This window comes from Streptomyces luteosporeus, assembly GCF_039532865.1.
Classification (GTDB): domain Bacteria; phylum Actinomycetota; class Actinomycetes; order Streptomycetales; family Streptomycetaceae; genus Streptomyces; species Streptomyces luteosporeus.
Map to the genome: position 1 here is coordinate 321,735 of NZ_BAAASL010000004.1, position 25,158 is coordinate 346,892.

General features: G+C 73.1%; 18 protein-coding genes. 4 read left to right on the forward strand and 14 right to left on the reverse strand.

Going from position 1 to position 25,158, the window contains the following annotated elements:
- Window positions 1-14 precede the first annotated feature (14 nt).
- Both ABD361_RS07065 and nrdR read right to left on the reverse strand, forming a co-directional pair.
- On the reverse strand, window positions 15-2,885 hold the full coding sequence (locus ABD361_RS07065; RefSeq protein WP_344433919.1) for a vitamin B12-dependent ribonucleotide reductase: 2,871 nt from the start codon (window positions 2,883-2,885) through the stop codon (window positions 15-17).
- A 116-nt stretch (window positions 2,886-3,001) separates the two neighbouring features.
- Complete coding sequence (nrdR, locus tag ABD361_RS07070; RefSeq protein ID WP_344433921.1) at window positions 3,002-3,535, reverse strand: transcriptional regulator NrdR; 534 nt, start codon at window positions 3,533-3,535, stop codon at window positions 3,002-3,004.
- Between the two features lie 604 nt (window positions 3,536-4,139).
- Here nrdR and lexA point away from each other — a divergent pair.
- Window positions 4,140-4,937, forward strand: a complete 798-nt coding sequence (gene lexA / locus ABD361_RS07075; RefSeq protein ID WP_344433922.1) for a transcriptional repressor LexA — start codon at window positions 4,140-4,142, stop codon at window positions 4,935-4,937.
- Between the two features lie 124 nt (window positions 4,938-5,061).
- Here lexA and ABD361_RS07080 read toward each other — a convergent pair whose 3' ends face one another.
- The 4 genes from ABD361_RS07080 to ABD361_RS07095 all read right to left on the reverse strand — a co-directional run bounded on the left by ABD361_RS07080 (window position 5,062) and on the right by ABD361_RS07095 (window position 11,261).
- The gene (locus ABD361_RS07080) at window positions 5,062-7,050 is read right to left on the reverse strand and encodes an ATP-dependent DNA helicase (protein WP_344433925.1); all 1,989 of its coding nucleotides are present in this window, start codon (window positions 7,048-7,050) and stop codon (window positions 5,062-5,064) included.
- A 129-nt stretch (window positions 7,051-7,179) separates the two neighbouring features.
- Window positions 7,180-8,031: a GNAT family N-acetyltransferase gene (locus ABD361_RS07085; RefSeq protein WP_425583170.1), complete on the reverse strand. Its 852-nt coding sequence runs from the start codon at window positions 8,029-8,031 to the stop codon at window positions 7,180-7,182.
- Window positions 8,032-8,038: 7 nt separating this feature from the next.
- Window positions 8,039-9,958, reverse strand: coding sequence for an IucA/IucC family protein (locus ABD361_RS07090; RefSeq protein WP_344433926.1), 1,920 nt, complete (start codon window positions 9,956-9,958; stop codon window positions 8,039-8,041).
- A gap of 19 nt (window positions 9,959-9,977) precedes the next feature.
- A complete protein-coding gene (locus ABD361_RS07095) occupies window positions 9,978-11,261 on the reverse strand; it encodes an aminotransferase class III-fold pyridoxal phosphate-dependent enzyme (protein ID WP_344433927.1) in 1,284 nt (427 codons plus the stop codon).
- 280 nt (window positions 11,262-11,541) lie between these two features.
- Here ABD361_RS07095 and ABD361_RS07100 point away from each other — a divergent pair, with 280 nt between their 5' ends.
- Window positions 11,542-12,744 (forward strand): trypsin-like serine peptidase, encoded by a 1,203-nt coding sequence (locus ABD361_RS07100; protein ID WP_344433929.1) that lies wholly within the window; start codon window positions 11,542-11,544, stop codon window positions 12,742-12,744.
- 108 nt (window positions 12,745-12,852) lie between these two features.
- On the opposite strand, the gene hflX is transcribed toward ABD361_RS07100, so the two are convergent.
- From hflX to miaA, 6 genes are all read right to left on the reverse strand, one after another.
- On the reverse strand, window positions 12,853-14,355 hold the full coding sequence (gene hflX, locus ABD361_RS07105) for a GTPase HflX (protein WP_344433930.1): 1,503 nt from the start codon (window positions 14,353-14,355) through the stop codon (window positions 12,853-12,855).
- A gap of 145 nt (window positions 14,356-14,500) precedes the next feature.
- A complete protein-coding gene (locus ABD361_RS07110) occupies window positions 14,501-15,997 on the reverse strand; it encodes a M1 family metallopeptidase (RefSeq protein ID WP_344433931.1) in 1,497 nt (498 codons plus the stop codon).
- Between the two features lie 132 nt (window positions 15,998-16,129).
- The gene (locus ABD361_RS07115; RefSeq protein ID WP_344433932.1) at window positions 16,130-18,256 is read right to left on the reverse strand and encodes a RelA/SpoT family protein; all 2,127 of its coding nucleotides are present in this window, start codon (window positions 18,254-18,256) and stop codon (window positions 16,130-16,132) included.
- 161 nt (window positions 18,257-18,417) lie between these two features.
- Window positions 18,418-19,308, reverse strand: a complete 891-nt coding sequence (gene dapF, locus ABD361_RS07120; protein ID WP_344433933.1) for a diaminopimelate epimerase — start codon at window positions 19,306-19,308, stop codon at window positions 18,418-18,420.
- A 157-nt stretch (window positions 19,309-19,465) separates the two neighbouring features.
- Window positions 19,466-19,915, reverse strand: coding sequence for a hypothetical protein (locus tag ABD361_RS07125; protein WP_344433983.1), 450 nt, complete (start codon window positions 19,913-19,915; stop codon window positions 19,466-19,468).
- 107 nt (window positions 19,916-20,022) lie between these two features.
- The gene (gene miaA, locus ABD361_RS07130; protein ID WP_344433934.1) at window positions 20,023-20,961 is read right to left on the reverse strand and encodes a tRNA (adenosine(37)-N6)-dimethylallyltransferase MiaA; all 939 of its coding nucleotides are present in this window, start codon (window positions 20,959-20,961) and stop codon (window positions 20,023-20,025) included.
- Window positions 20,962-21,144: 183 nt separating this feature from the next.
- Here miaA and ABD361_RS07135 point away from each other — a divergent pair, with 183 nt between their 5' ends.
- The gene (locus ABD361_RS07135; protein ID WP_344433935.1) at window positions 21,145-21,387 is read left to right on the forward strand and encodes a hypothetical protein; all 243 of its coding nucleotides are present in this window, start codon (window positions 21,145-21,147) and stop codon (window positions 21,385-21,387) included.
- A gap of 150 nt (window positions 21,388-21,537) precedes the next feature.
- On the opposite strand, the gene ABD361_RS07140 is transcribed toward ABD361_RS07135, so the two are convergent.
- Together ABD361_RS07140 and miaB are read right to left on the reverse strand one after the other, a co-directional pair.
- Window positions 21,538-22,248, reverse strand: coding sequence for a class III extradiol dioxygenase subunit B-like domain-containing protein (locus tag ABD361_RS07140; RefSeq protein WP_344433936.1), 711 nt, complete (start codon window positions 22,246-22,248; stop codon window positions 21,538-21,540).
- Window positions 22,249-22,347: 99 nt separating this feature from the next.
- Window positions 22,348-23,871: a tRNA (N6-isopentenyl adenosine(37)-C2)-methylthiotransferase MiaB gene (miaB, locus tag ABD361_RS07145; protein WP_344433937.1), complete on the reverse strand. Its 1,524-nt coding sequence runs from the start codon at window positions 23,869-23,871 to the stop codon at window positions 22,348-22,350.
- 152 nt (window positions 23,872-24,023) lie between these two features.
- Here miaB and ABD361_RS07150 point away from each other — a divergent pair, with 152 nt between their 5' ends.
- Entirely contained in the window at window positions 24,024-25,031 is a 1,008-nt protein-coding gene (locus ABD361_RS07150; RefSeq protein WP_344433938.1) for a TAXI family TRAP transporter solute-binding subunit, read from the forward strand.
- The last annotated feature ends 127 nt before the right edge of the window (window positions 25,032-25,158 follow it).

Genomic DNA, 25,158 nt, shown 5'->3' on the forward strand with positions numbered 1-25,158 from the left:
GTTATGCGTGGTGCTCAGCTGCAACCGCTGGTCGAGCCACAGCCCTCGCACAGGTAGCAGCTGCCCGCGCGGCGCATCTTGGTGCCGCACGAGAAGCACAGCGGGGCGTCCGCGTTCAGGCCCAGGCGCATCTCCGCCAGTTCGGTGGAGTTGTGCGCCTGCTTGGGCGCCGGGGCCGCGACCGGCTGGGCCGGGAGCTCGGGCTTGGCGGGCTCGACGTGGCGCGGGGCGGACTGGGCCAGCCCCTCGACGTCGACCTCCTCCTCGATCGGCTCGTAGGAGCCGGTCTCCAGGTGGCGCTGGCGCTCCTCGGCGGAGTGGATGCCCAGGGCCGAGCGGGTCTCGAAGGGCAGGAAGTCCAGCGCGAGGCGGCGGAAGATGTAGTCGACGATCGACTGCGCCATCCGCACGTCCGGGTCGTCCGTCATGCCGGCCGGCTCGAAGCGCATGTTGGTGAACTTCGAGACGTAGGTCTCCAGCGGGACGCCGTACTGCAGGCCGACGGAGACGGCGATCGAGAAGGCGTCCATCATGCCCGCGAGGGTCGAGCCCTGCTTGGACATCTTCAGGAAGACCTCGCCCAGGCCGTCGTCCGGGTAGGAGTTGGCGGTCATGTAGCCCTCGGCACCGCCCACCGTGAAGGAGGTGGTGATCCCCGGGCGGCCCTTGGGCAGGCGCTTGCGGACCGGGCGGTACTCGACGACCTTCTCCGCGGCGGCGGGGGCGGCCGTCGCGGCCTTGGCCTCCTCCTTCTTCTTCGCGGAGAGCGGCTGGCCGACCTTGCAGTTGTCGCGGTAGATCGCGAGGGCCTTCAGGCCCAGCTTCCAGCCCTCGAAGTAGACCTCCTCCACCTCCTCGACCGTGGCCGACTCCGGCAGGTTCACGGTCTTGGAGATGGCGCCGGAGAGGAACGGCTGCGCGGCGGCCATCATGCGCACGTGGCCCATGGCGGAGATCGCGCGCTCGCCCATGGCGCAGTCGAAGACCTCGTAGTGCTCGCGCTTGAGGCCCGGGGCGTCGATCACGTTGCCGTGCTCGGCGATGTGGGCGACGATCGCCTCGACCTGCTCGGCCTGGTAGCCGAGCCGCTTGAGCGCCTTGGGGACCGTGTTGTTCACGATCTGCATGGAGCCGCCGCCGACGAGCTTCTTGAACTTGACCAGGGCCAGGTCCGGCTCGACGCCCGTGGTGTCGCAGTCCATCATCAGGCCGATGGTGCCGGTGGGGGCCAGCACGGAGGCCTGGGCGTTGCGGAAACCGTCCTTCTCGCCGAGCCGCAGGACGTCCTGCCAGGCCTCGGTGGCCGCGGCCCACACCGGGGTGTCCAGGTCGTCCATGCGCCGGGCGGCGGCGTTGGCGTCGGCGTGCTGCTTCATGACGCGCTTGTGGGCGTCGGCGTTGCGGGCGTAGCCGTCGTACGGGCCGACGACGGCGGCCAGCTCGGCGGAGCGGCGGTAGGACGTACCGGTCATCAGCGAGGTGATGGCACCGGCGAGGGCGCGGCCGCCGTCGCTGTCGTAGGCGTGGCCGGTGGCCATCAGCAGGGCTCCGAGGTTGGCGTAGCCGATGCCCAGCTGGCGGAAGGCGCGGGTGGTCTCGCCGATCTTCTCGGTGGGGAAGTCGGCGAAGCAGATGGAGATGTCCATCGCCGTGATGACGAGCTCGACGACCTTGGCGAAGCGCTCGGCGTCGAACGACTGGTTGCCCTGGTCGTCGTCGCGCAGGAACTTCATCAGGTTCAGCGAGGCGAGGTTGCACGAGGAGTTGTCCAGGTGCATGTACTCGCTGCAGGGGTTGGACGCGGTGATCCGGCCCGACTCCGGCGAGGTGTGCCAGCGGTTGATCGTGTCGTCGTACTGGATGCCCGGGTCGGCGCACTGCCAGGCGGCCTCGGCCATCTTGCGGAAGAGCGCCTTGGCGTCGACCTCCTCGATGACCTCGCCCGTCAGGCGGGCGCGCAGGCCGAACTTCGAGCCGGTCTCGACGGCCTTCATGAACTCGTCGTTGACGCGGACGGAGTTGTTGGCGTTCTGGTACTGGACGGAGGTGATGTCGTCGCCGCCCAGGTCCATGTCGAAGCCCGCGTCGCGCAGGGCGCGGATCTTCTCCTCCTCCTTCACCTTGGTGTCGATGAAGGCCTCGACGTCCGGGTGGTCGACGTCGAGCACGACCATCTTGGCGGCACGGCGGGTGGCGCCGCCGGACTTGATCGTGCCGGCGGAGGCGTCGGCGCCGCGCATGAAGGAGACCGGGCCGGAGGCGTTGCCGCCGGAGGACAGCAGCTCCTTGGAGGAGCGGATGCGGGAGAGGTTCAGGCCGGCGCCGGAGCCGCCCTTGAAGATCATCCCCTCTTCCTTGTACCAGTCGAGGATCGACTCCATGGAGTCGTCGACGGAGAGGATGAAGCAGGCGGAGACCTGCTGCGGCTGCTTGGTGCCGACGTTGAACCAGACCGGGGAGTTGAAGCTGAAGACCTGGTGCAGCAGGGCGTAAGTCAGCTCGTGCTCGAAGATCTCCGCGTCCGCCGGGGAGGCGAAGTAGCCGTGCTCCTCACCGGCTTTGCGGTACGTCTTGACGACGCGGTCGATCAGCTGGCGGAGGCTGGACTCGCGCTCGGGGGAGCCGACGGCACCGCGGAAGTACTTGCTGGTGACGATGTTGACCGCGTTCACCGACCAGAAGTCGGGGAACTCCACGCCGCGCTGCTCGAAGTTGATCGAGCCGTCGCGCCAGTTGGTCATGACGACGTCACGACGCTCCCAGACCACCTCGTCGTACGGGTGTACACCGGGGGTCGTGTGGATGCGCTCGATGCGCAGCCCCTTGGCACCCTTGTTCCCCTTGGAGCGGGAACCTCGCGCGGAGCCGCTCGTCGTCTCGGTCATGCCGCCTCCCTGTTACGGGCAAAACGCCCTCATGCGCCCATTTCTTCCGGACGCGAAGTGTGTCTGTTCACCCGGCCGCGCTGCGCGCGCCGAGCAGGTCTGGTCGTCGCCGCCGGCTAGTCGGCGGCAGCAGCGGGCGCCGGCACCGCGGCACCTTCCCCGGCGCTGCCGGCCGGGTCCCCGGCGGCCGCGCCCTCGGCGCGGCGCAGGCCCTCGCGCAGTTCCGCGACGGCGGCCTCGAAGTCCTCGAGCGAGTCGAACGCCTGGTAGACGGAGGCGAACCGCAGGTACGCCACCAGGTCGAGGTCCTTGAGGGGGCCGAGTATGGCCAGGCCGACGTCGTGCGTGGAGAGCTCCGCGCTGCCGGTGGCGCGCACCGCCTCCTCCACCCGCTGGCCGAGCTGGGCCAGCGCGTCCTCGGTGACCGGGCGCCCCTGGCACGCCTTGCGCACACCCGAGATGACCTTGTTGCGACTGAACGGCTCGGTGACCCCGCTGCGCTTGATCACCATGAGTGACGCCGTCTCCACGGTCGTGAACCGGCGGGAGCAGTCGGGGCACTGGCGGCGTCTGCGGATCGAACAGCCGTCGTCGGTGGTCCGGCTGTCGACGACCCGGCTGTCGGGGTGCCTGCAGAAGGGGCAGTGCATGGCTCTCCACCTTCCTTCACCCTCGGGAAACCCTCACAACGGCCGCGCTCGGAAAAAGCGTGCGCAACATCGGCTCCGACAGGCCCTGGAAGGGGCCCTCGCCGAGCAGCCACCAGCATAGGCGATGACTTCCTCCCCGGAGTGACCGGGGCCGGCGTCGACCACAACTTGTGGGTAGCTGCCGCCATCAAACCACTAGATCTGGTGTCGAGCGGTCAATGAGGCACAGCGCGTGTCGCGCCGCCGCAGCGGGACACGACCTTGCGCGGAGCGCCCCGCGGCACGTCCGGGAGCCCGCGGATGACACACTGGCACCACGGCGGCGAGCGCCCGGGCGGTCGCCGTACGGGCTCCTGCGAGGGCGGCGCGAAGCGCCGTGCGGGGCCCGCGTCCGGTCGCACCGAAGGGCCGTCCGGCCCGGCGGTCCACTCGGAGCAGGACGCACGAAGAGTACCGCAATGGGGCGAATTGATCTCCGTCCGTACACCCTCAACCTTGATCAAGTCAGCCGAACCCCGATATTTCACTCGAACGTGTGTTTGGCGCAACCTTTCGAAAGCAACTACCGTTGTCCAGCTAGGGAGAACATCAGAGAGGGGCCGACGTGACCACCACCGCAGACAGCGCCACCATCACCGCCCAGGACCGCTCCCAGACCCGACTCGACCAGGCACACCCGCAGGCACACCCCATGAGCGACACAGCCATGAACGCGGAGGGGCAGAAGCCCGCCCGCTCCCTTCCCGGACGGCCCCCCGGCATCCGGGCGGACAGCTCGGGGCTCACCGACCGGCAGAGGCGCGTGATCGAGGTCATCAGGGACTCCGTCCAGCGCCGCGGCTACCCACCATCCATGCGCGAGATCGGCCAGGCGGTGGGGCTGTCCAGCACGTCCTCCGTCGCCCACCAGCTGATGGCCCTCGAACGCAAGGGCTTCCTCCGGCGGGACCCGCACCGTCCCCGCGCCTACGAGGTCCGCGGCTCCGATCAGCCCAGCACCCAGCCCACCGACACCACCGGCAAGCCCGCGGCCTCCTACGTGCCCCTCGTCGGCCGGATCGCCGCCGGTGGCCCCATCCTGGCCGAGGAGTCCGTCGAGGACGTCTTCCCCCTCCCCCGCCAGCTCGTGGGCGACGGTGAGCTCTTCGTCCTCAAGGTCGTCGGCGACTCCATGATCGAGGCGGCCATCTGCGACGGCGACTGGGTGACGGTGCGCCGCCAGCCCGTCGCGGAGAACGGCGACATCGTCGCCGCCATGCTCGACGGCGAGGCGACCGTCAAGCGCTTCAAGCGGGAGGACGGCCACGTCTGGCTGATCCCGCACAACTCCGCTTACCAGCCGATCCCCGGCGACGAGGCCACCATCCTGGGCAAGGTCGTGGCCGTGCTGCGGAGGGTGTGACACCCGGGTGTAAGACCACCCCGGCTCGTGACGGGCCCCGGAACCACTGCCGTGGTTCCGGGGCCCGTCTCCGTTGTGTCCGCTGTGTCCGCGTACGGACGTGCCGAACGCGCCGCTGCCCGCGTCAGCGACCCTCCGCCGTGGCAGCCGCGTCGATGGCCGCCAGCGAGCGGCGCACCTGGTTGCGGTCGGTGGTGTACCAGAAGTCGGGCATGGACGACCGCAGGAACGACCCGTAGCGAGCCGTCGCCAGCCGCGGGTCGAGCACCGCCACCACGCCCCGGTCCCCGGAGGCCCGCACCAGGCGCCCCGCGCCCTGGGCCATGAGCAGGGCCGCGTGCGTGGCGGCCACGGCCATGAAGCCGTTGCCGCCGGCGTCCTCCACGGCCCGCTGCCGGGCGCTCATCAGCGGGTCGTCCGGGCGCGGGAAGGGCACCCGGTCCATGACGACCAGCTGGCAGCTCGCCCCGGGCACGTCGACGCCCTGCCACAGGGACAGCGTGCCGAACAGGCAGGTCCGGGGGTCGGCCGCGAAGTTCTTGATCAGCTCGCCGAGCGTGTCCTCGCCCTGCAGCAGGATCGGCGTCTCCAGCCGTCCGCGCAGCGCCTCCGCGGCGGCCTGCGCGCCCCGCATGGAGGAGAACAGCCCCAGCGTCCGGCCGCCGGCCGCCTCCACCAGCTCGGCCAGTTCGTCCAGCATGTCGGTGCGGTTGCCCTCCCGCCCCGGCTGGGACAGGTGGCGGGCGACGTAGAGGATGCCCTGCTTGCGGTAGTCGAAGGGGGAGCCGACGTCGACGCCCTTCCACTCGGGGCAGTCCTCCCCCTCGACGCCCTCCGGGGCCAGCCCGAGCGAAGCCCCCACCCCGTTGAAGTCGCCGCCGAGCTTGAGCGTCGCCGAGGTGAGCACCACCGAGCGCTCGGCGAAGAGCTTCTCCCTCAGCAGCCCGGACACCGACAGGGGCGCCACGCGCAGCGAGGCACCGTAGCGGTCGTGCCGCTCGTACCAGACGACGTCGTACTCCGAGCCCTGCAGGATGCGCTCGGCGACCGTGTGGACGTTCTCCACGGCGGCCAGGGCCTGCTTGCGGACCGCGTCCTCGTCCTGCACCGACTTGTCGCGCGTGTTGCCCAGGGCCGTGACCACCGTGCGGGAGGCGTCGCGCAGGGCCATCAGGCAGTGGCCCAGGTCCTCCGGGAGCTCCTCCAGCCGGCCGGGCAGGGCCAGCTCCATCAGCCGCTCGAAGCTCTCGGACGCCGTCTGCAGGGCGTCCGCGGCCTTCTCGTCGACGAGCTTGGCCGCCCGGCGCACCGCGCGGTTGACCTGCCCGGGCGTGAGCTCGCCCGTGGCCACGCCGGTGACGCGGGAGACCAGCTCGTGGGCCTCGTCGACGATCAGCACCTCGTGGCTCGGCAGCACCGGCGCGCCCTCGATCGCGTCGATGGCCAGCAGCGCGTGGTTGGTGACGACGACGTCGGCGAGCTTGGCCCGCTCCCGGGCCGCCTCGGCGAAGCACTCCGCCCCGTACGCACACTTCGAGGCGCCCAGGCACTCGCGGGAGGTGACGGAGACCTGCCCCCAGGCCCGGTCGGAGACGCCCGGGGTCAGGTCGTCGCGGTCACCGGTCTCGGTCTCGTCGGCCCAGTCGCGCAGCCGCAGCAGGTCCTTGCCCAGCTTGCTGGTGGGTGCGGCCGCCTCGAACGGGTCGAAGAGCCCCTCCTCCTCTTCCTGCGGCACGCCCTCGTGGAGCCGGTGCAGGCACAGGTAGTTGGAGCGCCCCTTGAGCATCGCGAACTCCGGGCGGCGGCGCAGCTGCGGATGCAGCGCGTCGACGGTGCGCGGCAGGTCCCGCTCGACGAGCTGGCGCTGCAGCGCGAGCGTCGCCGTGGCGACGACGACGCGCTCGCCGTGGGCGAGGGCCGGCACCAGGTAGCCGAGCGACTTGCCGGTGCCGGTGCCCGCCTGGACCAGCAGGTGGGAGCCGTTGTCGATGGCCGCCGCGACGGCCTCGGCCATGGCGACCTGGCCGGGCCGCTCGGTGCCGCCGACGGCGGAGACGGCCGCGTGCAGCAGGTCGGTCAGGGTGGTCGATGAGGAAGGCGCGGTGGCAGTCATAGCGTGGCCAGCCTACGGGGCGGCACTGACATCGCGGGCCGTGATCCCGTACGAAGCCCCGGCCTCCCCGCCCGAAGGCGCCGTACCCGGGGACGCCTGCAGGAAAGACGGGCAGGAAGGAACCGGTCGTTACAGGACCGTCCGCAGCGCGCGGTCGCGGATCATCAGGGCGGCCCGTTTCCCGGGCAGCTCGATCTCGGCCGTCAGCCGGAACCCGGCACCGAGGAAGGCCGCGGTGGAGGGGGTGTTGCGCAGGTCCGGCTCGCCCACGACGCGGCCGCACAGCGGGCGGCGGTCCAGGACGAGGTCGGCGACGGTGCGCAGGAGCAGCGTGCCCAGGCCGCGGCCGCGGTCGGCGACACGGCCGATGAGGAAGTGGAGGCCGGTGTCATGCGGCCGGGCCGGGTAGGAGCGGGCGAGGGCGTCCAGGTCGGCGCGGTAGATCTCCCAGTAGCTCATGGGCACGCCGCCGAGCGTCCCGAGGCAGGGGATGCTCCGCCCGTCGCCGTCGAGCTGGGGACGCAGGTGTGCGGCGGTGACGGTGTCCGGGCCGTCGAGCTCCCAGAACGCGGCGACCGCCGGGTCGTTCATCCAGAGGGTGATCAGCGGCAGGTCACGGGTCATCCGTACGGGGACGAGCTGGAAGGTGCCGGCCGGGGTGGGCACGGGCCCCCAGCCGGGGACGCCGTCCAGCAGGTCGTCCGGAGGAAGCCTTGCCTCTTGGAGAAAACTTGCGTCTTGGAGAAACCCTGCCTCCTGCGCGAACCCTGCATCCTGGGAAAACCCGACGTCCTGCGGAAACCCTGCGGCAGCCGCCGGGTATCCGGCGGCCAGGGCCGCCTCCAGGTCGTCGGACAGCCGCAGTTCGACGGTGTCCACGCAGTCCGTGCCGCCCCCGGACACCGTCCACCCGTCGGGGAACCGTCCGCCGTCCTGCCCGCCGTCGGGTGCCGTCGTGCCGTCGTACCCTTCCGCGTCCAAACCTGGCTCATCCTCCCCCCGCTGCCAGCGGGTTGGCGATCGTGACGTACACGGACTGGGTGTCGACGGGGCCCACGAGCTCGTCCAGGCCCCGCAGGCGGGTGAGCATGTTCGCCTTGCAGCGCAGGGTCGCCGATTCCAGCAGGTGACGCGGCAGGGCGGAGCGGCGGGTGGCGGGTGCGGTGGCGGCGTCCTGGAGGAAGCGGCGCAGGGCGGCGATCAGGACCTGTTCGTCAGCGAGGCGTTGGGAGCCGAAGGCGCCGATCAGCCCGAGGACGTTGTTGATGCCGAGGTAGTAGGCGAAGCGCTCGTCGGCGACCTCGTCGGCGACGAAGGTGTCGCTCTCCTTGCCGATGCCGGGCAGGCGTTGCTCGAGCGCGGCGCGGTGGGATTCGCGGTAGTAGTAGCCCTGGTTGTCGCGGTAGCGGCCGCCGACCGGCCAGCCGTCGTCGTCCAGCAGCACGAGGGTGTTCTGCTGGTGGGCCTCCAGGGCGATGCCCGCCTCGCCGTCGAGCCACAGGACGGGCCGCACGACGGCTTCCAGGTAGCGCAGCAGCCACTCCGCGGCGACCGCGCCGGCGGGCCGGCCGGTGCGGTAGGCGAGGCGGCCGACGGTCTCGGCGAGCCGGGAGGACGTCGCCGGCACCCCGGCCGGCCCCGGCCGGCCGGGCCAGGGGCGCGGCGAGGTGAGGCCGGCGAGGCAGACGGCGTCGTCGCCGGGGCCGAAGGGGTTGTGCCGGATGACGACGTCGGCGCCGGTGAGCGGGGGGCCGTCGGGGGTGTCCACCGCGATCCAGGCGGGGTCGCGGACGATGTCGAAGCCGAGCCCTCCGGGGCAGGCGGCGCGCCAGCGCTCGGCCAGGCCGCCGCGCAGCAGGCGGTGCATCTCGACGCCGCGGTGCAGTTCCTTGCGGAGGTTCTCGCGGCGGGAGTTGGTGATGCGCAGGCCGAGGGAGAGCTTGAGCATGGCGGGGGCGCCGGGCCGGTGGAGGGTGCGCACGGAGGACGTGGGGTACCAGGGGGCGCCGTGGGCGCCGAGGTCGTGCAGCAGGCCGGCCTCGAAGAGGGACGCCGCCTCGGGGCGGTGGGCGAGGTCGTGGGCCTGCCAGGGGTGCACGGGCAGGGCGACGGTGCCCGGGGGCAGGGCGCGCTCGAGGTCGGCGCCGGCGAGCCGGGCGGCGAGGGCGGCGGCGTCGACGGGGCGGCCGCGCTCGGTCCAGGCGGAGTCGCAGGCCACGACGGAGCGGTCGACGGCGAGCCAGTGCAGCTGCAGGTGTCCGCGCAGCTCGGGCGAGCAGCCGGGGGCCTGGGCGTCGGACAGGCCCTCCCGGCTCTTGGGCGCGGGGTGGAAGGGGTGGCCGAAGAGGAGCGACTGTTCGCCGTAGAGGAAGAGCTCGCCCGCGTCGGGGTCGGCGGGCCGGGCGCGCCGGTCGGTCAGGAAGGCGGTGGTGCGCCGCACGGAGTCGGCGACGCGGGCGGCGAGGTCGGTGCCGTCGCCGGCCGGCCGGTGGCCGGCCGGGGCGTCGCGGTGTGCGGCCTCGCGGCCGAGGAGGGCGGCGAGGGTGACGGCGTCGAAGGGCGGGGCGTCGTCGGGCCCTCCAGTGAGGGTGGCGGGGCCGAAGCGGTGGTGTCCGGTGGGCGACCAGTAGCGCACGGGCACGCTCAAGGGGATGCCGCTGGCGTTGAGGGGCAGGTAGAGGACGTCGCCGTCGGGCCGTTCGATGCCGTGCTCGCGCACCCAGCAGCGCAGCAGGTTCTCCACGGCGGCGGCGTCGGCGGCGGTGTGCGGGTCGGGGTGGTCCAGCGGCTCTGCGGGGCCGAGGGCGCCGGCGGCCCGGAGCCCGGGGAGCGCGCCGTGCCGGGGCTGTTGTGCGGGGATGCCGTCCTGGCCGGCGGGGGACGCACCGAGGGGGAGGGACACGTTCATGCGGTGTACGGCGCGCGGCTCACGGGGTCGGGGCCGGGGCGCCTGCCTCCTTCGGTGTGCGCGGGACGGGGAAGCGGTGGCCGGGGCGGCAGACGGCGGCGACGGCGTCGGAGAGCCGGTCGAGGACGGCCTCCGCCTGGCCGTCGGTGAGCGTCAGCGGCGGCAGCAGGCGCAGCACTGCGGAGCCGGGGCCGCCCGGTCCGACGATGAGGCCGCGCCGCAGGCACTCCTGCCGTACGGCGGTGGCCAGCTCGCCCGCGCTCTCCCGCGCCTCGGCATCCCTGCGCCGCCGGTCGGCGGGCGCCTCGCCGGGTGCGGTGAACTCGAGGCCGATCATCAGCCCTCGCCCGCGCACGTCGGCGAGGCACGGGTACGCGCGGGCGAGCTCGCGCAGGCGCCCGAGCAGGCGGGTGCCGAGGCCGGCGGCCCGCCGGGCCAGGTCGTTCTCCCGGACGTGGCGCAGGGTGGCGGTGCCGGCGGCCATGGCGAGCTGGTTGCCGCGGAAGGCGTCGGGGGCGTCGCCGTCCGGTGCGCCGGTGTCCAGGCCGTCGTGGTGGACGACGACGGACAGCGGGAGGCTGCCGCCGATGGCGCCGGAGAGGACCATGACGTCGGGGACGACGCCCGAGTGACCGACGCCCCAGAAGGCCCCGGTGCGGCCGAGGCCGGTGCGGGCCTCGTCGGCGACGAGCAGGACGCCGCGGGCCGCGGTGTCGTGGCGCAGGCGGCGCAGCTGCTCGTCACCGAACGCGCGCACGCCGTCGCCCTGCACGGGCTCGACGACGATCCCGGCGGGCGCGGGTGCCCACGCGCACTCCGCTCCGCCGGGGGCGAGGACGGTGACCGGCTCGCGCCCGGTGGCGGTGCGCACCAGGCGCAGCGCGGTGTCCATCGCGTCCGTGCCGCCGGGTGCGCAGAAGCGGATCCGGGCGTGGGCGGCGAGGGCGGGCGGCAGCGTGCGCAGCAGCTCCCCGGCGAAGGCGTCGGCGACGGGGGTGGCCAGGCCGGGGACGTCCAGCGGTGCGCCGGAGTCGAGGACGGAGCGGATGGCCTCCAGCACGACCGGGTGGTTGTGGCCGAGGGCGAGCGTGCCGCCGCCGGAGAGGCAGTCGAGGTAGCGGCGGCCGTCGGCGCCCTCGATGGTCAGGCCCCGGGCGCGCACCGGCACGACGGGCAGCGACCGGGCGTACGTGCGGGCGGCGGCCTCGCGGGCCGACTTGCGCCGCAGCCGGCCCAGGACGCCCTCGTGGCCCGTCCGGGACGTCCTCGGACGGGTCGGCGACGGTGGTCGGGTCGGGAGCATGGCGCGCTTTCCTCCTCCTGCCGTGGAACGACGACCGGCCTCCGTGAACGATGGCCGGGCTTCCCCCGTACGTACCAACGACGCAAGGGGCTTCGGATCACGGCCCGGTTGCAAGATCCTTCGTTCCGGAACCGAGGACCCGCGCGCGTCCGTCTCCGCTGGCACCGGCATAGTGGGGGCGACCCGGCCCCCGCCGGATCGGTGCATGACAAAACCACGCGCCGACGCAGCGGGCGCCGGTGCCCGACACAGCCGAAGAATCACAGGGGGAGCCCACTCCATGCCATCCACCAGGCGTCCGGCCCTCGCCGCGGCCGCGCTGACCGCCGTGCTGGCGCTGACCGCGACCGCGTGCGGTCCCAGCGACGACAGCGCCGCCGGCGACACGAAGCCGAGCGCGTCCGCCGGCAAGAAGGGCGACGACTTCCCCAGCCTGCCGAAGGGGATCTCCTCCCAGGACGTGGAGAAGTGGAAGAAGAAGTGGAAGGAGGGGGCCTGGAAGAACTGGGACAAGGACCAGTGGATGCGTGAGGCCCGCGACTTCATCAATCCCATCATCGAGGGCCACTGGAAGCCCGACACGATGAAGGACGCCCACTCCAGCGACAAGACCCTGGCCACCCAGGCCGCACCCGGCACGGTGCCCGGCGGCGGGAGCGCCGACCAGGGCGTCACCGATCCCGAGCCGCGTCCGGTCGACGCCAAGGCCGTCGCCCTGCCGTACCACAACAACGCCGCACCGGTGGGCAAGCTGTTCTTCGACAGCCCCGAGGGCCACATGGTGTGCTCGGCGACGGTCGTCAAGGACCCGGCACACCCGGGCAAGTCCAACACGGTCTGGACGGCGGGCCACTGCGTGCACGCCGGCCAGAAGGGCGGCTGGTACCGCAACATCGCCTTCGTGCCGTCCTACAACGACAAGGGCGTTCCCGCCGCGCAGATCAACACCGCGCCGGTGCAGGACGTCGCCCCGTACGGCGTGTGGTGGGCGGACTGGGCGCAGACCTCCGCCCAGTGGATCAGCCAGGGGGCCGAGACCGGCGGCGCGGGCGCCCCGTACGACTTCGCCGTGCTGCACGTGAAGTCCGAGTCGGGCACCGGCAAGTCGCTGGAGGAGACGGTGGGCAACGCCCTGACCGTCGACTTCACCACCCCGCAGGTGAAGTCCATCCGCAGCATGGGCGCCTGGGGCTACCCGGCCGCGCCGCCGTTCGACGGCCAGAAGATGTACGACTGCGTGGACCGGCCCGGCCGGCTGACGATCGACCCCGCGCAGCCGACGATGTACCGCATCGGCTGCCGGATGACCGGTGGCTCCTCCGGCGGCGGCTGGTTCGCCCCCGGCCCGGACGGCAAGCCGGTGCTGATCTCCAACACCTCGATCGGCCCGTCCAACAGCACCTGGCTGGCCGGCCCGCGCCTGGGCCCGGAGGCCAAGGGCGTCTACGACGCGCTCAGCCAGAAGTTCGCGGGCAAGCAGTAGACGGTCGAGCAGTAGCTCGCTGGGCATGACGACACAAGGCCCGCCCCCGGTGAGGGGGCGGGCCTTCTTGCGTGCGTGACGACTGCCGTGCGTGACGACTGCCGTCTGTTACGACTGCGCGGCGGGCACGTACCGCTGGAGCTCGGCGGCGAGCTCCTCGTGGACCCGGGCCCTGAGCAGGGTGCCCTCGGGCGTGTGCTGCTCGGAGAGCACCTCGCCGTCGGCGTGCACCCGGGCGACCAGGGAGCCGCGCGTGTACGGCACGAGGGCCTCGACCTCGATCGCGGGCCGCGGCAGCTCGGCGTCGATCCGCGCGAGCAGCTCCTCGATGCCCTGGCCCGTGCGCGCGGAGACGGCGATCGAGCGCTTCTCTATGCGCAGCAGCCGCTGCAGGACGAGCGGGTCCGCCGCGTCCGCCTTGTTGATCACCACGAGCTCCGGCACGTCGACCGCGCCGACGTCCCGGATGACCTCGCGCACGGCCGCCAGCTGCTCCTCCGGCGCCGGGTGCGAACCGTCGACCACGTGCAGGATCAGGTCGGCGTCGCCGACCTCCTCCATCGTGGAGCGGAACGCCTCGACGAGGTGGTGCGGCAGGTGCCGGACGAATCCGACGGTGTCGGCCAGGGTGTACAGCCGCCCGCCGGGCGTCTCCGCCCGTCGCACGGTGGGGTCGAGGGTGGCGAACAGGGCGTTCTCCACCAGCACGCCCGCCCCCGTGAGGCGGTTGAGCAGCGAGGACTTGCCGGCGTTGGTGTAGCCGGCGATGGCCACCGACGGCACCTTGTTGCGCCGGCGCTCCTGGCGCTTGATGTCGCGGCCGGTCTTCATCTCCGCGATCTCCCGGCGCAGCTTCGCCATCTTCTCGCGGATCCGCCGCCGGTCCGTCTCGATCTTGGTCTCACCGGGGCCACGGGTGGCCATGCCGCCGCCGGACGAGCCGGAGCCACCACCACCCATCTGCCGCGACAGCGACTGACCCCAGCCGCGCAGCCGGGGCAGCATGTACTGCATCTGGGCCAGGGAGACCTGCGCCTTGCCCTCGCGCGACTTGGCGTGCTGGGCGAAGATGTCGAGGATCAGGGCGGTGCGGTCGACCACCTTGACCTTGACGACGTCCTCCAGGTGGATGAGCTGGCCGGGGCTGAGCTCGCCGTCGCACACCACGGTGTCGGCGCCGCTCTCCAGGACGATGTCCCGCAGCTCCTGGGCCTTGCCCGAGCCGATGTACGTCGCCGGGTCCGGCTTGTCGCGGCGCTGGACGACGCCGTCGAGCACCATCGCACCGGCCGTCTCGGCCAGCGCGGCCAGCTCGGCGAGCGAGTTCTCCGCGTCCTGGACGGTGCCGGAGGTCCACACGCCGACGAGCACCACGCGCTCCAGGCGCAGCTGGCGGTACTCGACCTCGGTGACGTCCTCCAGCTCGGTGGAGAGCCCGGCCACCCGGCGCAGGGCCGCGCGCTCGGAGCGGTCGTACTGATCGCCGTCGCGCTCCCCGTCGATCTCGTAGCTCCAGGCAACGTCCTCTTCCATCAGGGCGTCGGCCCGAAGGCTCTCCGGGAGGGACTGCCGGTCCTGCCGGTCCTGGGGAAGGGAAGAAGAGGAGGTCATTTGATCCTTTACGTCGTTGGGAAGTGCTGTCGGGCGGTCGCCCCGCCGGGGCTCCCACAGTGCCGACAACGTTCTGCGCCGCCCGGGGATTCCCGGGGCCGCCGCCGTGCCGGCCCGTCGATGGTCCCATGCCCCCGCCCGGGCGTCACGCGGGTTTCGGGGCCGCCTTCCAGTCCGGGTGGCCGGGCATGGGCGGGGTGGTCTGCCCGTACAGCCAGGGCTGCAGGAAGGCCGACTGGTCCTGGCCGGAGACCTCCGTGGCCAGGGCGACGAAGTCGGCAGTGGTGGCGACCCCGTCGTGGTAGCGCCGCACCCAGGTGCGCTCCAGGCGGTCGAAGGCGGTGGCGCCGATCCGCTGCCGCAGCGCGTACAGCACGAGCGCTCCCCCGTCGTAGACCACCGGCCGGAAGATCCCGGTCTTGTGGCCCGGGGCCGGGGCCTTGATCGCGGCGGGCGGGCCGCCGTCGGCGCGCATCTGGTCGGAGAGCTGGTAGGCCACCCGCATCCGGTCCTCCAGCTTCCGGCCGCCGCGCTCCTCGGCGTACAGCGACTCGTACCAGGTGGCGTGCCCCTCGTTGAGCCACAGGTCGGACCAGTAGCGGGGGCTGACGCTGTCGCCGAACCACTGGTGGGCCAGCTCGTGGACCATGACCGACTCCAGGTACCACTGCGGGAAGCCGCCCTTGGTGAACAGGTCTCGCTCGAAGAGCGAGAGCGTCTGCGTCTCCAGCTCGAAGCCCGTGGAGGCGTCGGCGATCAGCACGCCGTAGGCCTCGAAGGGGAAGTACCCCACCTTCTTCTCCATCCAGGCGACCTGCTCCGGCGTCTTCGCCGTCCACGTCTCCAAGGCCTGCTGGTCCGCGCCGGGCACCACGTCGCGCAGCTTGAGCCCGTGCGGGCCCGCGCGCTCCGGCACGGCGGAGCGGCCGATGGCGACCTGCGCCAGCTCGGTGGCCATGGGGTGCAGGGTGCGGTACGTCCAGGTGGTGCTCGCGCCCTCGGTGCTGCGCCCGGCGGGCAGGCCGTTGGCGACCACCGTGAGCTCCTTGGGGGCGGTGACGCGGAAGGTGAACAGCGCCTTGTCGGAGGGGTGGTCGTTGCCGGGGAAGACGCGGTGCGCGGCGTCCGCCTGGTTGGCCATCACCAGGCCGTCCGTGGTGGGCACCCAGCCGCCGTTGCCCTCGCCGCCGCGCGGGTCGCTGGTGTGGTGCACGATCACGCTGAACGCGGCGCCCGACGTCACTGCGCGGGCCGGTGTGACGACCACGTCCTCCCCCGTGGGGGTGAACTGCGCGGGCGCCCCGTCGACCTCGACCGAGGAGATCGTGCCGTGGGTGAAGTCCAGGTTGAAGCGCTCCAGGCGGTCGGTGGCCCGGGCGAGGATTCTGGTGACGGCGTTCAGCGGCTGGTCGTTCGCCCGGTAGGTGAACGCGATGTCGTAGGCGGCCACGTCGTAGCCGGGATTGCCCAGCTCGGGGAAGATCCGGTCGCCGATCCCCTGGGCGACGGGCGCCGGAGGTGCGGCGGCCCCCAGGACCAGGGCGGCCGCGGCCGCCAGCAGGGCGGCACGGTGGCGCGGACGGCGACGACGCTCAGCGCGGCGCTCGGTGCGGCGCTCTTCCGGGGCGGGTGAGTGCGACATGCGTCCACCGCTATCAGCGCCCGGCGCGCCACTGGTGGCGGCACGACGCCGGCCCACTCGTATGAGCGTCTCGCCTGTTGGTACGAGTGTCGTATCAGCAGGTTGTCCGGTGGGCCGCCGCGTGCTATCGGGTCACAGCGGCGCCGCCACCGAGCGGCCCGCCCGCTCCACGTCGTAAACACCCGGCACGCGGCGCATGGCCCGCATCAGCTCCGGCAGCTGGGCCGCATCGGCCAGCTGCAGGGTGTACGTGTGCCGCACCCGCTGCTCGTACGGCGGCTCGACCGCGGCGGAGACGACGGCCGCGCCGGTGGCCGCGATGACCTCGGTCAGGTCGGCGAGCAGCCGCGGCCTGCTGAACGCCTCGGCGCGCAGGGTGACGCGGTAGTCGCCGCAGCCGGCGCCGTCCGCCGTGTGCCAGCGCACCTCCACGGGCTGCCGCCCCGAGGTGATCATGCGGTGCACGGCGGGACAGGGCGTGCGGTGCACGGTCACCGCGCCGCCGCGCACGGGGAAGCCGGTCACCTCGTCGGGCGGCACGGGTGTGCAGCAGCCCGCCAGGCGCACGCTGGCGGCGGCCCGGTCGGCCACCACGGCCACGGGCCCACGCGGGCGCTCCGCGCCGCGGGGCGGGCCGGCGGGCACGGGCGGCCGGGTGCCGGCGGCGGGGTCGGCGGGCGGGTCGGGGACGGCGGGGTGGGCGGCCAGCCAGCGGTCGATGGCGATGCGGGCGGCGGGCGTGCGGGCGTGCTCGCGCCACTCGGGCGAGGGCCCGCAGGCAGTGACGTCGGCGTCCGGCGACATCAGCAGCTGGACGGTGTCGCCGTCGTGCAGGATCGTGCCGAGCGTCGCCAGGCGGCCGTTGACGCGCGCGCCGAAGCAGTGGTGGGCACCGTCGCCGTACTGCGCGTACGCGGCGTCCACACAGCTGGAGCCGGCCGGCAGGCCGATCGTGCCGCCGTCGGCGCGGAAGACGGTCACCTCGCGGTCCTGTGCGAGCTCGTCGCGCAGGGACGTCCAGAAGGTGTCGGGGTCAGGGGTGGCCCGCTGCCACTCAAGCAGCCGGCTGAGCCAGCCCGGGCGCGTGGGGTCGACGCGCTCGCCGTCGGCGCTCTCGCAGGCCTCGGGGGCGGCGTAGGGGTTGCCGAGGGCGATGACGCCGGCCTCGGCGACGCGGTGCATGCGGTGGGTGCGGATGAGGACCTCGGCGACCTGGCCGTCCTCACCGGCGACGGCGGTGTGCAGCGACTGGTAGAGGTTGAACTTCGGGACGGCGATGAAGTCCTTGAACTCGGAGATGTAGGGCGTGAAACAGGTGTGCAGCTCGCCGAGCACCGCGTAGCAGTCGGCGTCCTCGCCGACCAGCACGAGCAGCCGGCCCAGGTCGGAACCGGTGATCTCGCGGCGCTTGAGGCGCACCCGGTGGACGGAGACGAAGTGACGCCGCCGGACGGCGACTTCGGCGGCGATGCCCGCCTCCCGCAGGACGGCGCGCATCCGTCCGGCGGTCGCCTGCAGCGGGTCGGGCCGGCCGGCGTGGGCGAGGACGAGCTCGCGGGTGCGGGCGTACTCCTCGGGGTGCAGGACGGCGAAGACCAGGTCCTCGAGCTCGGCCTTGAGCGCCTGGACGCCCAGGCGTTCGGCGAGCGGGATCAGCACGTCGCGGGTGACCTTGGCGATGCGGGCCTGTTTCTCGGGGCGCATGACGCCGAGGGTGCGCATGTTGTGCAGGCGGTCGGCGAGCTTGATGGACATCACCCGGACGTCGTTGCCGGTGGCCACCAGCATCTTGCGGAAGGTCTCCGGCTCGGCGGCGGCGCCGTAGTCGACCTTCTCCAGCTTGGTGACGCCGTCGACGAGGAAGCGCACCTCGGCGCCGAACTGCTCCCCCACCTGATCGAGGGTCACCTCCGTGTCCTCGACGGTGTCGTGGAGCAGAGAGGCGGTCAAGGTGGTGGTCTCGGCGCCCAGTTCGGCCAGGATCAGCGTGACGGCGAGCGGGTGGGTGATGTACGGCTCGCCGCTCTTGCGCGTCTGGCCGCGGTGGGAGGACTCCGCCAGCACGTAGGCCCGGCGCAGGATGTCCAGGTCGGCGCCGGGGTGATGGGCGCGGTGGACCTTGGCGACGTGGTCGATGGCATCGGGGAGCCGGCCGCGGGCGCCGGAGCCGGCGAGCGCGGCGCGACCGAGCCGTCTGAGGTCGATGCGGCGGCCGCGCCAGCGGCCGGGAGCACCGGTGTTCGTGGCCTCTGCGCTCATGGGCACCTCCGGCAGCGTCGACCGGCGGTCGGCTCACGCCTCAAGGCCGGTGCTTGATGCTACCGACCCCATCACGCACCGCTCACCCCCTCTCGCCCAGAGTGAACCGGATCACCCATTCGAGGGAGCCGGGGCGCGCCGGGTGACGCCCGGGCGGCCGGTCAGACGGCGGTGCCGGCCAGGAAGGAGGCGTCGATGGTGCCCTCGGCGACGATGACGGCCGGTCCGGTCATCTCCACGGTGCCGTCCGGCATCTCGCTGATCACCAGGCGGCCGCCGGGCAGGTCCACGGTGTACGTGACGGGGTGGCCCAGCACGGCCGGGTCGGCGCCGTCGCGGCGGGCCGCGGCGACCATCACGGCGCAGGCGCCGGTGCCGCAGGAGCGGGTTTCGCCGGAGCCGCGCTCGTGGACGCGCAGGGCCACGTGGCCGGGCCCGCGGTCGACGACGAACTCGACGTTGGTGCCCTCGGGGTAGGCCGCGGCCGGGCTGACGCCGGGCGCCTCGTACAGGGTGCCGGCGTCGGCGAGGTCGCCGACGAAGGCGACGGCGTGCGGGTTGCCCATGTTGACGTTGCGGGCGGGCCAGCTGCGCTCGCCCACCGTGACGGTGACCTCGCCCTGGGGCAGCCGGGCGCGGCCCATGGCGACGGTGACGTCGCCGGGCTCGCCGCCGGGGCCGGTCTTGGCGATGTGGGCACGCCGGATGCCGGCGCGCGTGGCGATCGGCAGGTCGCCCTCGCCGGCCAGGCCGGCCTGCTGGAGGTAGCGGGCGAAGACGCGGACGCCGTTGCCGCACATCTCGGCGATGCTGCCGTCGCTGTTGCGGTAGTCCATGAACCACTCGGCCTCGCCGGCCATCTCCCGCGCCTCGGGGTGGGCGGCGGAGCGCACCACGCGCAGCACGCCGTCGGCGCCGATGCCGGCCCGGCGGTCGCACAGGCGGGCGACGGCTGCCGCGGACAGCTCCAGGCGGCCGTCGGGGTCGGGGACGATCACGAAGTCGTTCTCGGTGCCGTGACCCTTGAGGAAGGCGATCTGCGCGGTGCTCACCCTTCGATGGTACGGGTGACCTGTGACAGGCCCGGTCACGGGTCTGCCGGCCCGGTCCCGGCGGCACGGCCGGGGCCTGTCCGGCGGATCCTCGTCACGTCGCACCACGGCGCCCCGTCAGGGGCACGGAGCCCTGCACGATCCGCCGGCCACGGGCCTATCGCAGGCGGGCGACGCGCCAGACGGCCAGCACGGCCACCAGCGTCACGACGGCGGTGTACGAGGCGACGTACCGCCAGTCGGGGCGGCGCCCGGAGCCGCGCGGCGGCAGGCCGGGCCAGGTGTAGCCGACGCGGCGGGCCGCCATGACGCCCCAGCCGGCGGCGCAGCAGCTCAGCAGCAGGCCGAGCATGGCGACGACGGGGCCGCCGTCACCGAACTCGAAGGCGAGCGGGAAGGCGAACATCAGCGAGCCGAGGGCGGCGAGGACGACGATGGGCGCGAGCTGCCAGGCGCGCAGCCTGCGCTGCGGACGCAGCTCCCGGAAGGCGGCGGGCTCCGCCGCCCCGGGCTCGCCGTCCTCGGTGGTGTCCGGGCCGTCCGGGGTCAGCGCGCCGGACTCGCCGGACGGCTGCTGCTGCCTTGTGTCGCGAGGGCCGGCCTCCATCGCCACGCGCCCTCCCAACTCGGACTTCACGGCTCGATCGAAGTTTGATGATGGCACGTCGCGGGTGGCCGGGGCCGCGTGCGGAGCGTCCCGATGCCATCACGTGATCAGGCTGTAATAGCCCGTTCGACCAACGCCAGCGCCTCCTGGGTGAGTTCCGCCTGCCGGCCGGCGGTGCCGCTCAGCCAGTTCACCCGTGAATCCCGGCGGAACCACGAATCCTGACGGCGCGCGAAGCGCTTGGTGGCGCGTACGGTCTCGGTGCGCGCCTCGTCCTCGCTGCACTCCCCCGCGAGGAAGGCGAGCACCTGCTGGTACCCAAGCGCGCGGGAGGCCGTGCGCCCCTCGCGCAGACCCTCGCACTCCAGGGCGCGCACCTCGTCCACGAGCCCCGCCTCCCACATGCGGTCCACCCGCAGGGCGATCCGCTCGTCCAGCTCCGGGCGCTCAACGTCGACGCCGATCTGCAGCGCGTCGTACACCGGCTCCTCGCCGGGCAGGTTGGCGGTGAAGGGCTTGCCGGTGAGCTCGATGACCTCCAGGGCGCGCACGATGCGCCGGCCGTTGCCGGGCAGGATGGCCCGCGCGGCGGCCGGGTCGGCCGCGGCCAGCCGGGCGTGCAGGGCGCCGGGGCCGGCCTCGGCGAGCTCGCCCTCCAGCCGCGCCCGGACGGCCGGGTCGGTGCCGGGGAAGTCCATGGCGTCGACGGTGCCCTTGATGTAGAGCCCGGAGCCGCCCACCAGGACGGGGGTGCGGCCGGCGGCCAGCAGGCGGTCGATCTCGGCGCGGGCCAGCCTCTGGTACTCGGCGACGCTCGCGGTCTCCTTGACGTCCCAGATGTCGAGCAGGTGGTGCGGCACGCCCTGCCGCTCCGCCAGGGTCAGCTTGGCGGTGCCGATGTCCATGCCGCGGTAGAGCTGCATGGAGTCGGCGTTGATCACTTCGCCGCCCAGGTGCTGGGCGAGGGCGACGCCGAGATCGGACTTGCCTGCCGCCGTGGGACCGACGACGGCGATGACCCGGGGTGCGGGAGCTGCGTTTCTCACCGCTCCAGTCTCCCAAACCTCGGCAGTGCCCCACGAACGAGCGACGTGACGCGACGCACCCGGCGTCGTTGCCTGTTGCGAGGTTCCGAGAGCCGGTTCACGGACCGGTGTCCGTGAGCGGCCCCGCTGGGCGCCCCGGACGACGCGGGATTTCGCTCACATCAGTAAGGTAATGGAGTAGATATGGGCGTTTTTTCAAGGATTCTCCGTCGGTCGTCGTCGACGTCAACGGAAGAGGCCGCGGCTGCCACCCAGACGGCGGAATCCACCGACGCCGCGGAGACGGCCGAGGCGCAGCCGGAGGAGGCCGCCGAGGCCAAGGCCGAGGAGACCACGGACGAGGCGGGCGAGGGAGTCGACATCCCCAAGCAGCAGTCCGCGGCGAAGGCGGCCGACAGCGAGGCCGGTGAGGGCGCCCGCAAGTAAGGCCGCACGCGGGTGCGGCGAGGACGAGGGGCGGTCACCGACCGGCCCGCCGGGCACCGGGGCTTCCCGACCTGACCGGCGGCTGCCCTTCTCGTCCGCGACCGGCCGTGGAGGAAGCTCCACGGCCGTCGCCGTACCGGGCCCGGGCCCCTAGGACCAGGCGGCCACGAAGTAGCCCACCCCGTAGGGCGCGTCCTCGTACAGCAGCGCGCCCCGCAGCGCGGCCTCGCCGGCCGCGCCCGCCAGCACCTGCCACGGCGCCCGGCCGGCCGCCTGCAGCTCACCGGCTAGCTCCGCGTCCAGGCCGGCCAGCGCCGCCGTGTCGGCGGCGCCCAGAGCCCGTGCGGCCAGCTTGTCGAAGGGTTCGGCCCGCTCGTCGAGGTAGCCCGGCGCCTTCACGGTGCGGCACGCGCTGCCGTCCCCCATGACCAGCAGGGCGACGCGTTCGCCCGTCCCCACCAGCGCACGGCCGGCGGCCAGGCACTCGTCCGTTCCCAGCGACTGCGCGACCCCCAGGCCGGTCACCGGCGCGGCCGACCAGGCCGTGCGCGTGAGCAGCCAGGCGGCCACCGTCAGGGACTGCGGCAGCCGCCGCTCCCCCGCCGGGCCGCCGTCACCGAGCCGTACGTCGAGGTCGACACCCAGCCCGCGGAAGGAGCCGGGAGCGCCCTGCGGGTACGTCCCGGCGGCGTCGGGGCCGGCCGGGCCCACGACGACCAGCCGCTCGGGGCGGGCGGCCGCCAGCACGGCCACGGCGTCGAGGCAGGCGGCCCGCAGGGCGTCGAGTTCGGGTGCGGCCCCCTCGGCCACCTCGGGAACCAGCAGGGGCGGACTGGGGCACACGGCAGCGGCGACGAGCATGCGGGAACGATACGCCCCGCCCCGTTCCCGCTGCGTGAGCGGGCCCGGGACGGGGCGGAAAAGAGAGGGGGCGAAAAGAACGGGCCGTGGGCCTGCGGCTCAGTCGCAGCCGCAGCCCGCGGACGCCGGGGCCGGGCTCGGGGCCGGGGCGCCGATGGTCGGGATGCCCAGCATCACGCCCTGGGGCTTGGCGGCCTCGGCGGCGTTGCGCTTCTCCCACGCGTCGCCCGCCCGCGTACGGCGCACGGCCCGGGTGGGGCCCTCGGCCAGCAGGTGGTGCGGGGCGGCGTAGGTGATCTCGACGGTCACCACGTCGCCGGGGCGCACGGGCTCGGCGGGCTTGGTGAAGTGGACCAGGCGGTTGTCGGGGGCGCGGCCGGACAGGCGCTGGGTGGCGTCGTCCTTGCGGCCCTCGCCCTCGGCGACCATGACCTCCAGGGTGCGGCCCACCTGCTTCTTGTTCTCCTCCCAGGAGATCTGCTCCTGCAGGGCGACGAGCCGCTCGTAGCGCTCCTGCACGACCTCCTTGGGGATCTGGCCGTCCATCTCGGCGGCCGGGGTGCCCGGGCGCTTGGAGTACTGGAAGGTGAAGGCCTGCGCGAAGCGCGCCTCGCGCACGACGTGCAGGGTCTGCTCGAAGTCCTCCTCGGTCTCGCCGGGGAAGCCCACGATGATGTCGGTCGAGATGGCGGCGTCGGGCATGGCGGCGCGCACCTTCTCGATGATGCCGAGGAAGCGCTCCTGGCGGTACGAGCGGCGCATGGCCTTGAGCACCGTGTCCGAGCCGGACTGCAGCGGCATGTGCAGCTGCGGCATCACGTTCGGCGTCTCGGCCATCGCGGCGATCACGTCGTCGGTGAAGTCGCGCGGGTGCGGGGAGGTGAAGCGGACGCGCTCCAGGCCCTCGATCTTGCCGCAGGCGCGCAGCAGCTTGGAGAACGCTTCGCGGTCGCCGATGTCGGAGCCGTAGGCGTTGACGTTCTGGCCGAGCAGGGTGATCTCGCTGACGCCCTCGGCGACCAGCGCCTCGACCTCGGCGAGGATGTCACCGGGACGGCGGTCCTTCTCCTTGCCGCGCAGCGCCGGGACGATGCAGAAGGTGCAGGTGTTGTTGCAGCCGACGGAGATCGACACCCAGGCCGCGTACGCGCTCTCGCGCCGCGTGGGCAGCGTGGAGGGGAAGGCCTCCAGGGACTCGGCGATCTCGACCTGCGCCTCCTCCTGGATGCGGGCGCGCTCCAGCAGCACGGGCAGCTTGCCGATGTTGTGCGTGCCGAAGACGACGTCGACCCACGGCGCCTTCTTCACGATGGTGTCGCGGTCCTTCTGCGCCAGGCAGCCGCCGACGGCGATCTGCATGCCGGGACGCTGCGCCTTGACCGGGGCGAGGCGGCCGAGGTTGCCGTACAGCTTGTTGTCGGCGTTCTCGCGCACCGCGCAGGTGTTGAAGACGATGACGTCGGCCTCGCCCTCGGTGGCACCCTCGGGCGCGCGGACGTAGCCCGCGTCCTCCAGCAGGCCGGACAGCCGCTCCGAGTCGTGGACGTTCATCTGGCATCCGTAGGTGCGGATCATGTAGGTGCTGGTAGAACGCACGTCGGGGCTCCGGTCGCTGCTGGTCATGCCACAAGGGTAAAGGGGCTCGCGGACATATCCCTCACCGAGCGCCGGAGCCTCCCGCGGCTCCGGCAGCACCGGCGGCTCCCCCGTGCACGGACCGATTGGTCCGTGCACGGAACCTGGCCGACCGCGGTGACGGCTGGCAGGATCCGCCTGTGCTTGCCGGAATACCGCAGGACCACCGGCCGCGCGGGCGCCGCCTGCTGCGGGCGGGGGCCGTCGCCGCCGTGGTGCTGGGGCTGCTCGTGTGGTGGCTGCTGCCGCAGAGCCCGGGCCCGACCCCGCACGGCAGCATCGCCATCGCCACCGGCATGCCCACGGGCGTGTACGCGCAGTACGGCAAGCTGCTCAAGCGGGACCTCGCGGCGGACCTGCCCGCCCTGGAGGTGCGGCTGCTGCGCAGCGAGGGGTCCATGGACAACCTGCAGCAGCTCAGCACCGGCCGCGCCGACTTCGCCCTGGCCACCGCGGACGCCGCCGCGACCTACGGCTACCGGGGCGAGCCGGGCGCGGAGCACCTGCGGGCGTGCGCACGGCTGTACGACGACTACATGCAGCTCATCGTGCCGCGGAACTCCCCGGTGCACGCCACACGTGACCTCAAGGGCCTGCGCGTGGCGGTCGGCGCGGACGGCTCGGGCGTGCAGCTGATCACGCGCCGGCTGCTGCAGGCGGCCCGGATCGGCTTCGACCACGACATCGTCCCCGTACGGGTGGGCATCGACCGGGCGCCGGCGATGCTCCAACGGCACGAGATCGACGCCTTCTTCTGGTCCGGCGGGCTGCCCACGGGAGCCGTCCAGACCCTCAGCGAGCAGCTGCAGGTCCGGCTGGTCCCGCTCGGCGACCTGCTGGAGCCGCTGCACGCGATGGGCTGGCAGACGTACTACTACCGGGCGGCGGTGATCCCGACGGACGCCTACCCGGACATGCACGCCGCGGAGGCCGTGAAGACCATCGCGGTCGCCAACCTGCTGGTCACCCGGGACGACATCGACTCCGACCTCACCGAGAGCATCACCCGCACGGTGATAAGGAATCGCGACAGCATCGGCACCAAGGTGCACGCGGCCCAGAAGGTCGACTTCCGCACGGCGATCTACACCAATCCGCTGCAGCTCCACGCGGGGGCGCGACGCTACTACGTGTCGGCGAAGCCTTAGGGCCTGGCCGGCAGATCATGCAGCACCCTGTAAGGGCCGCGGGGCCCTGTCGATCTGCGGCTCCGCCGCGCGGGCGCGATCGGCCACCGACGGCCCGCAGCCGACGCACCACCCCGGGGCCCGGGCG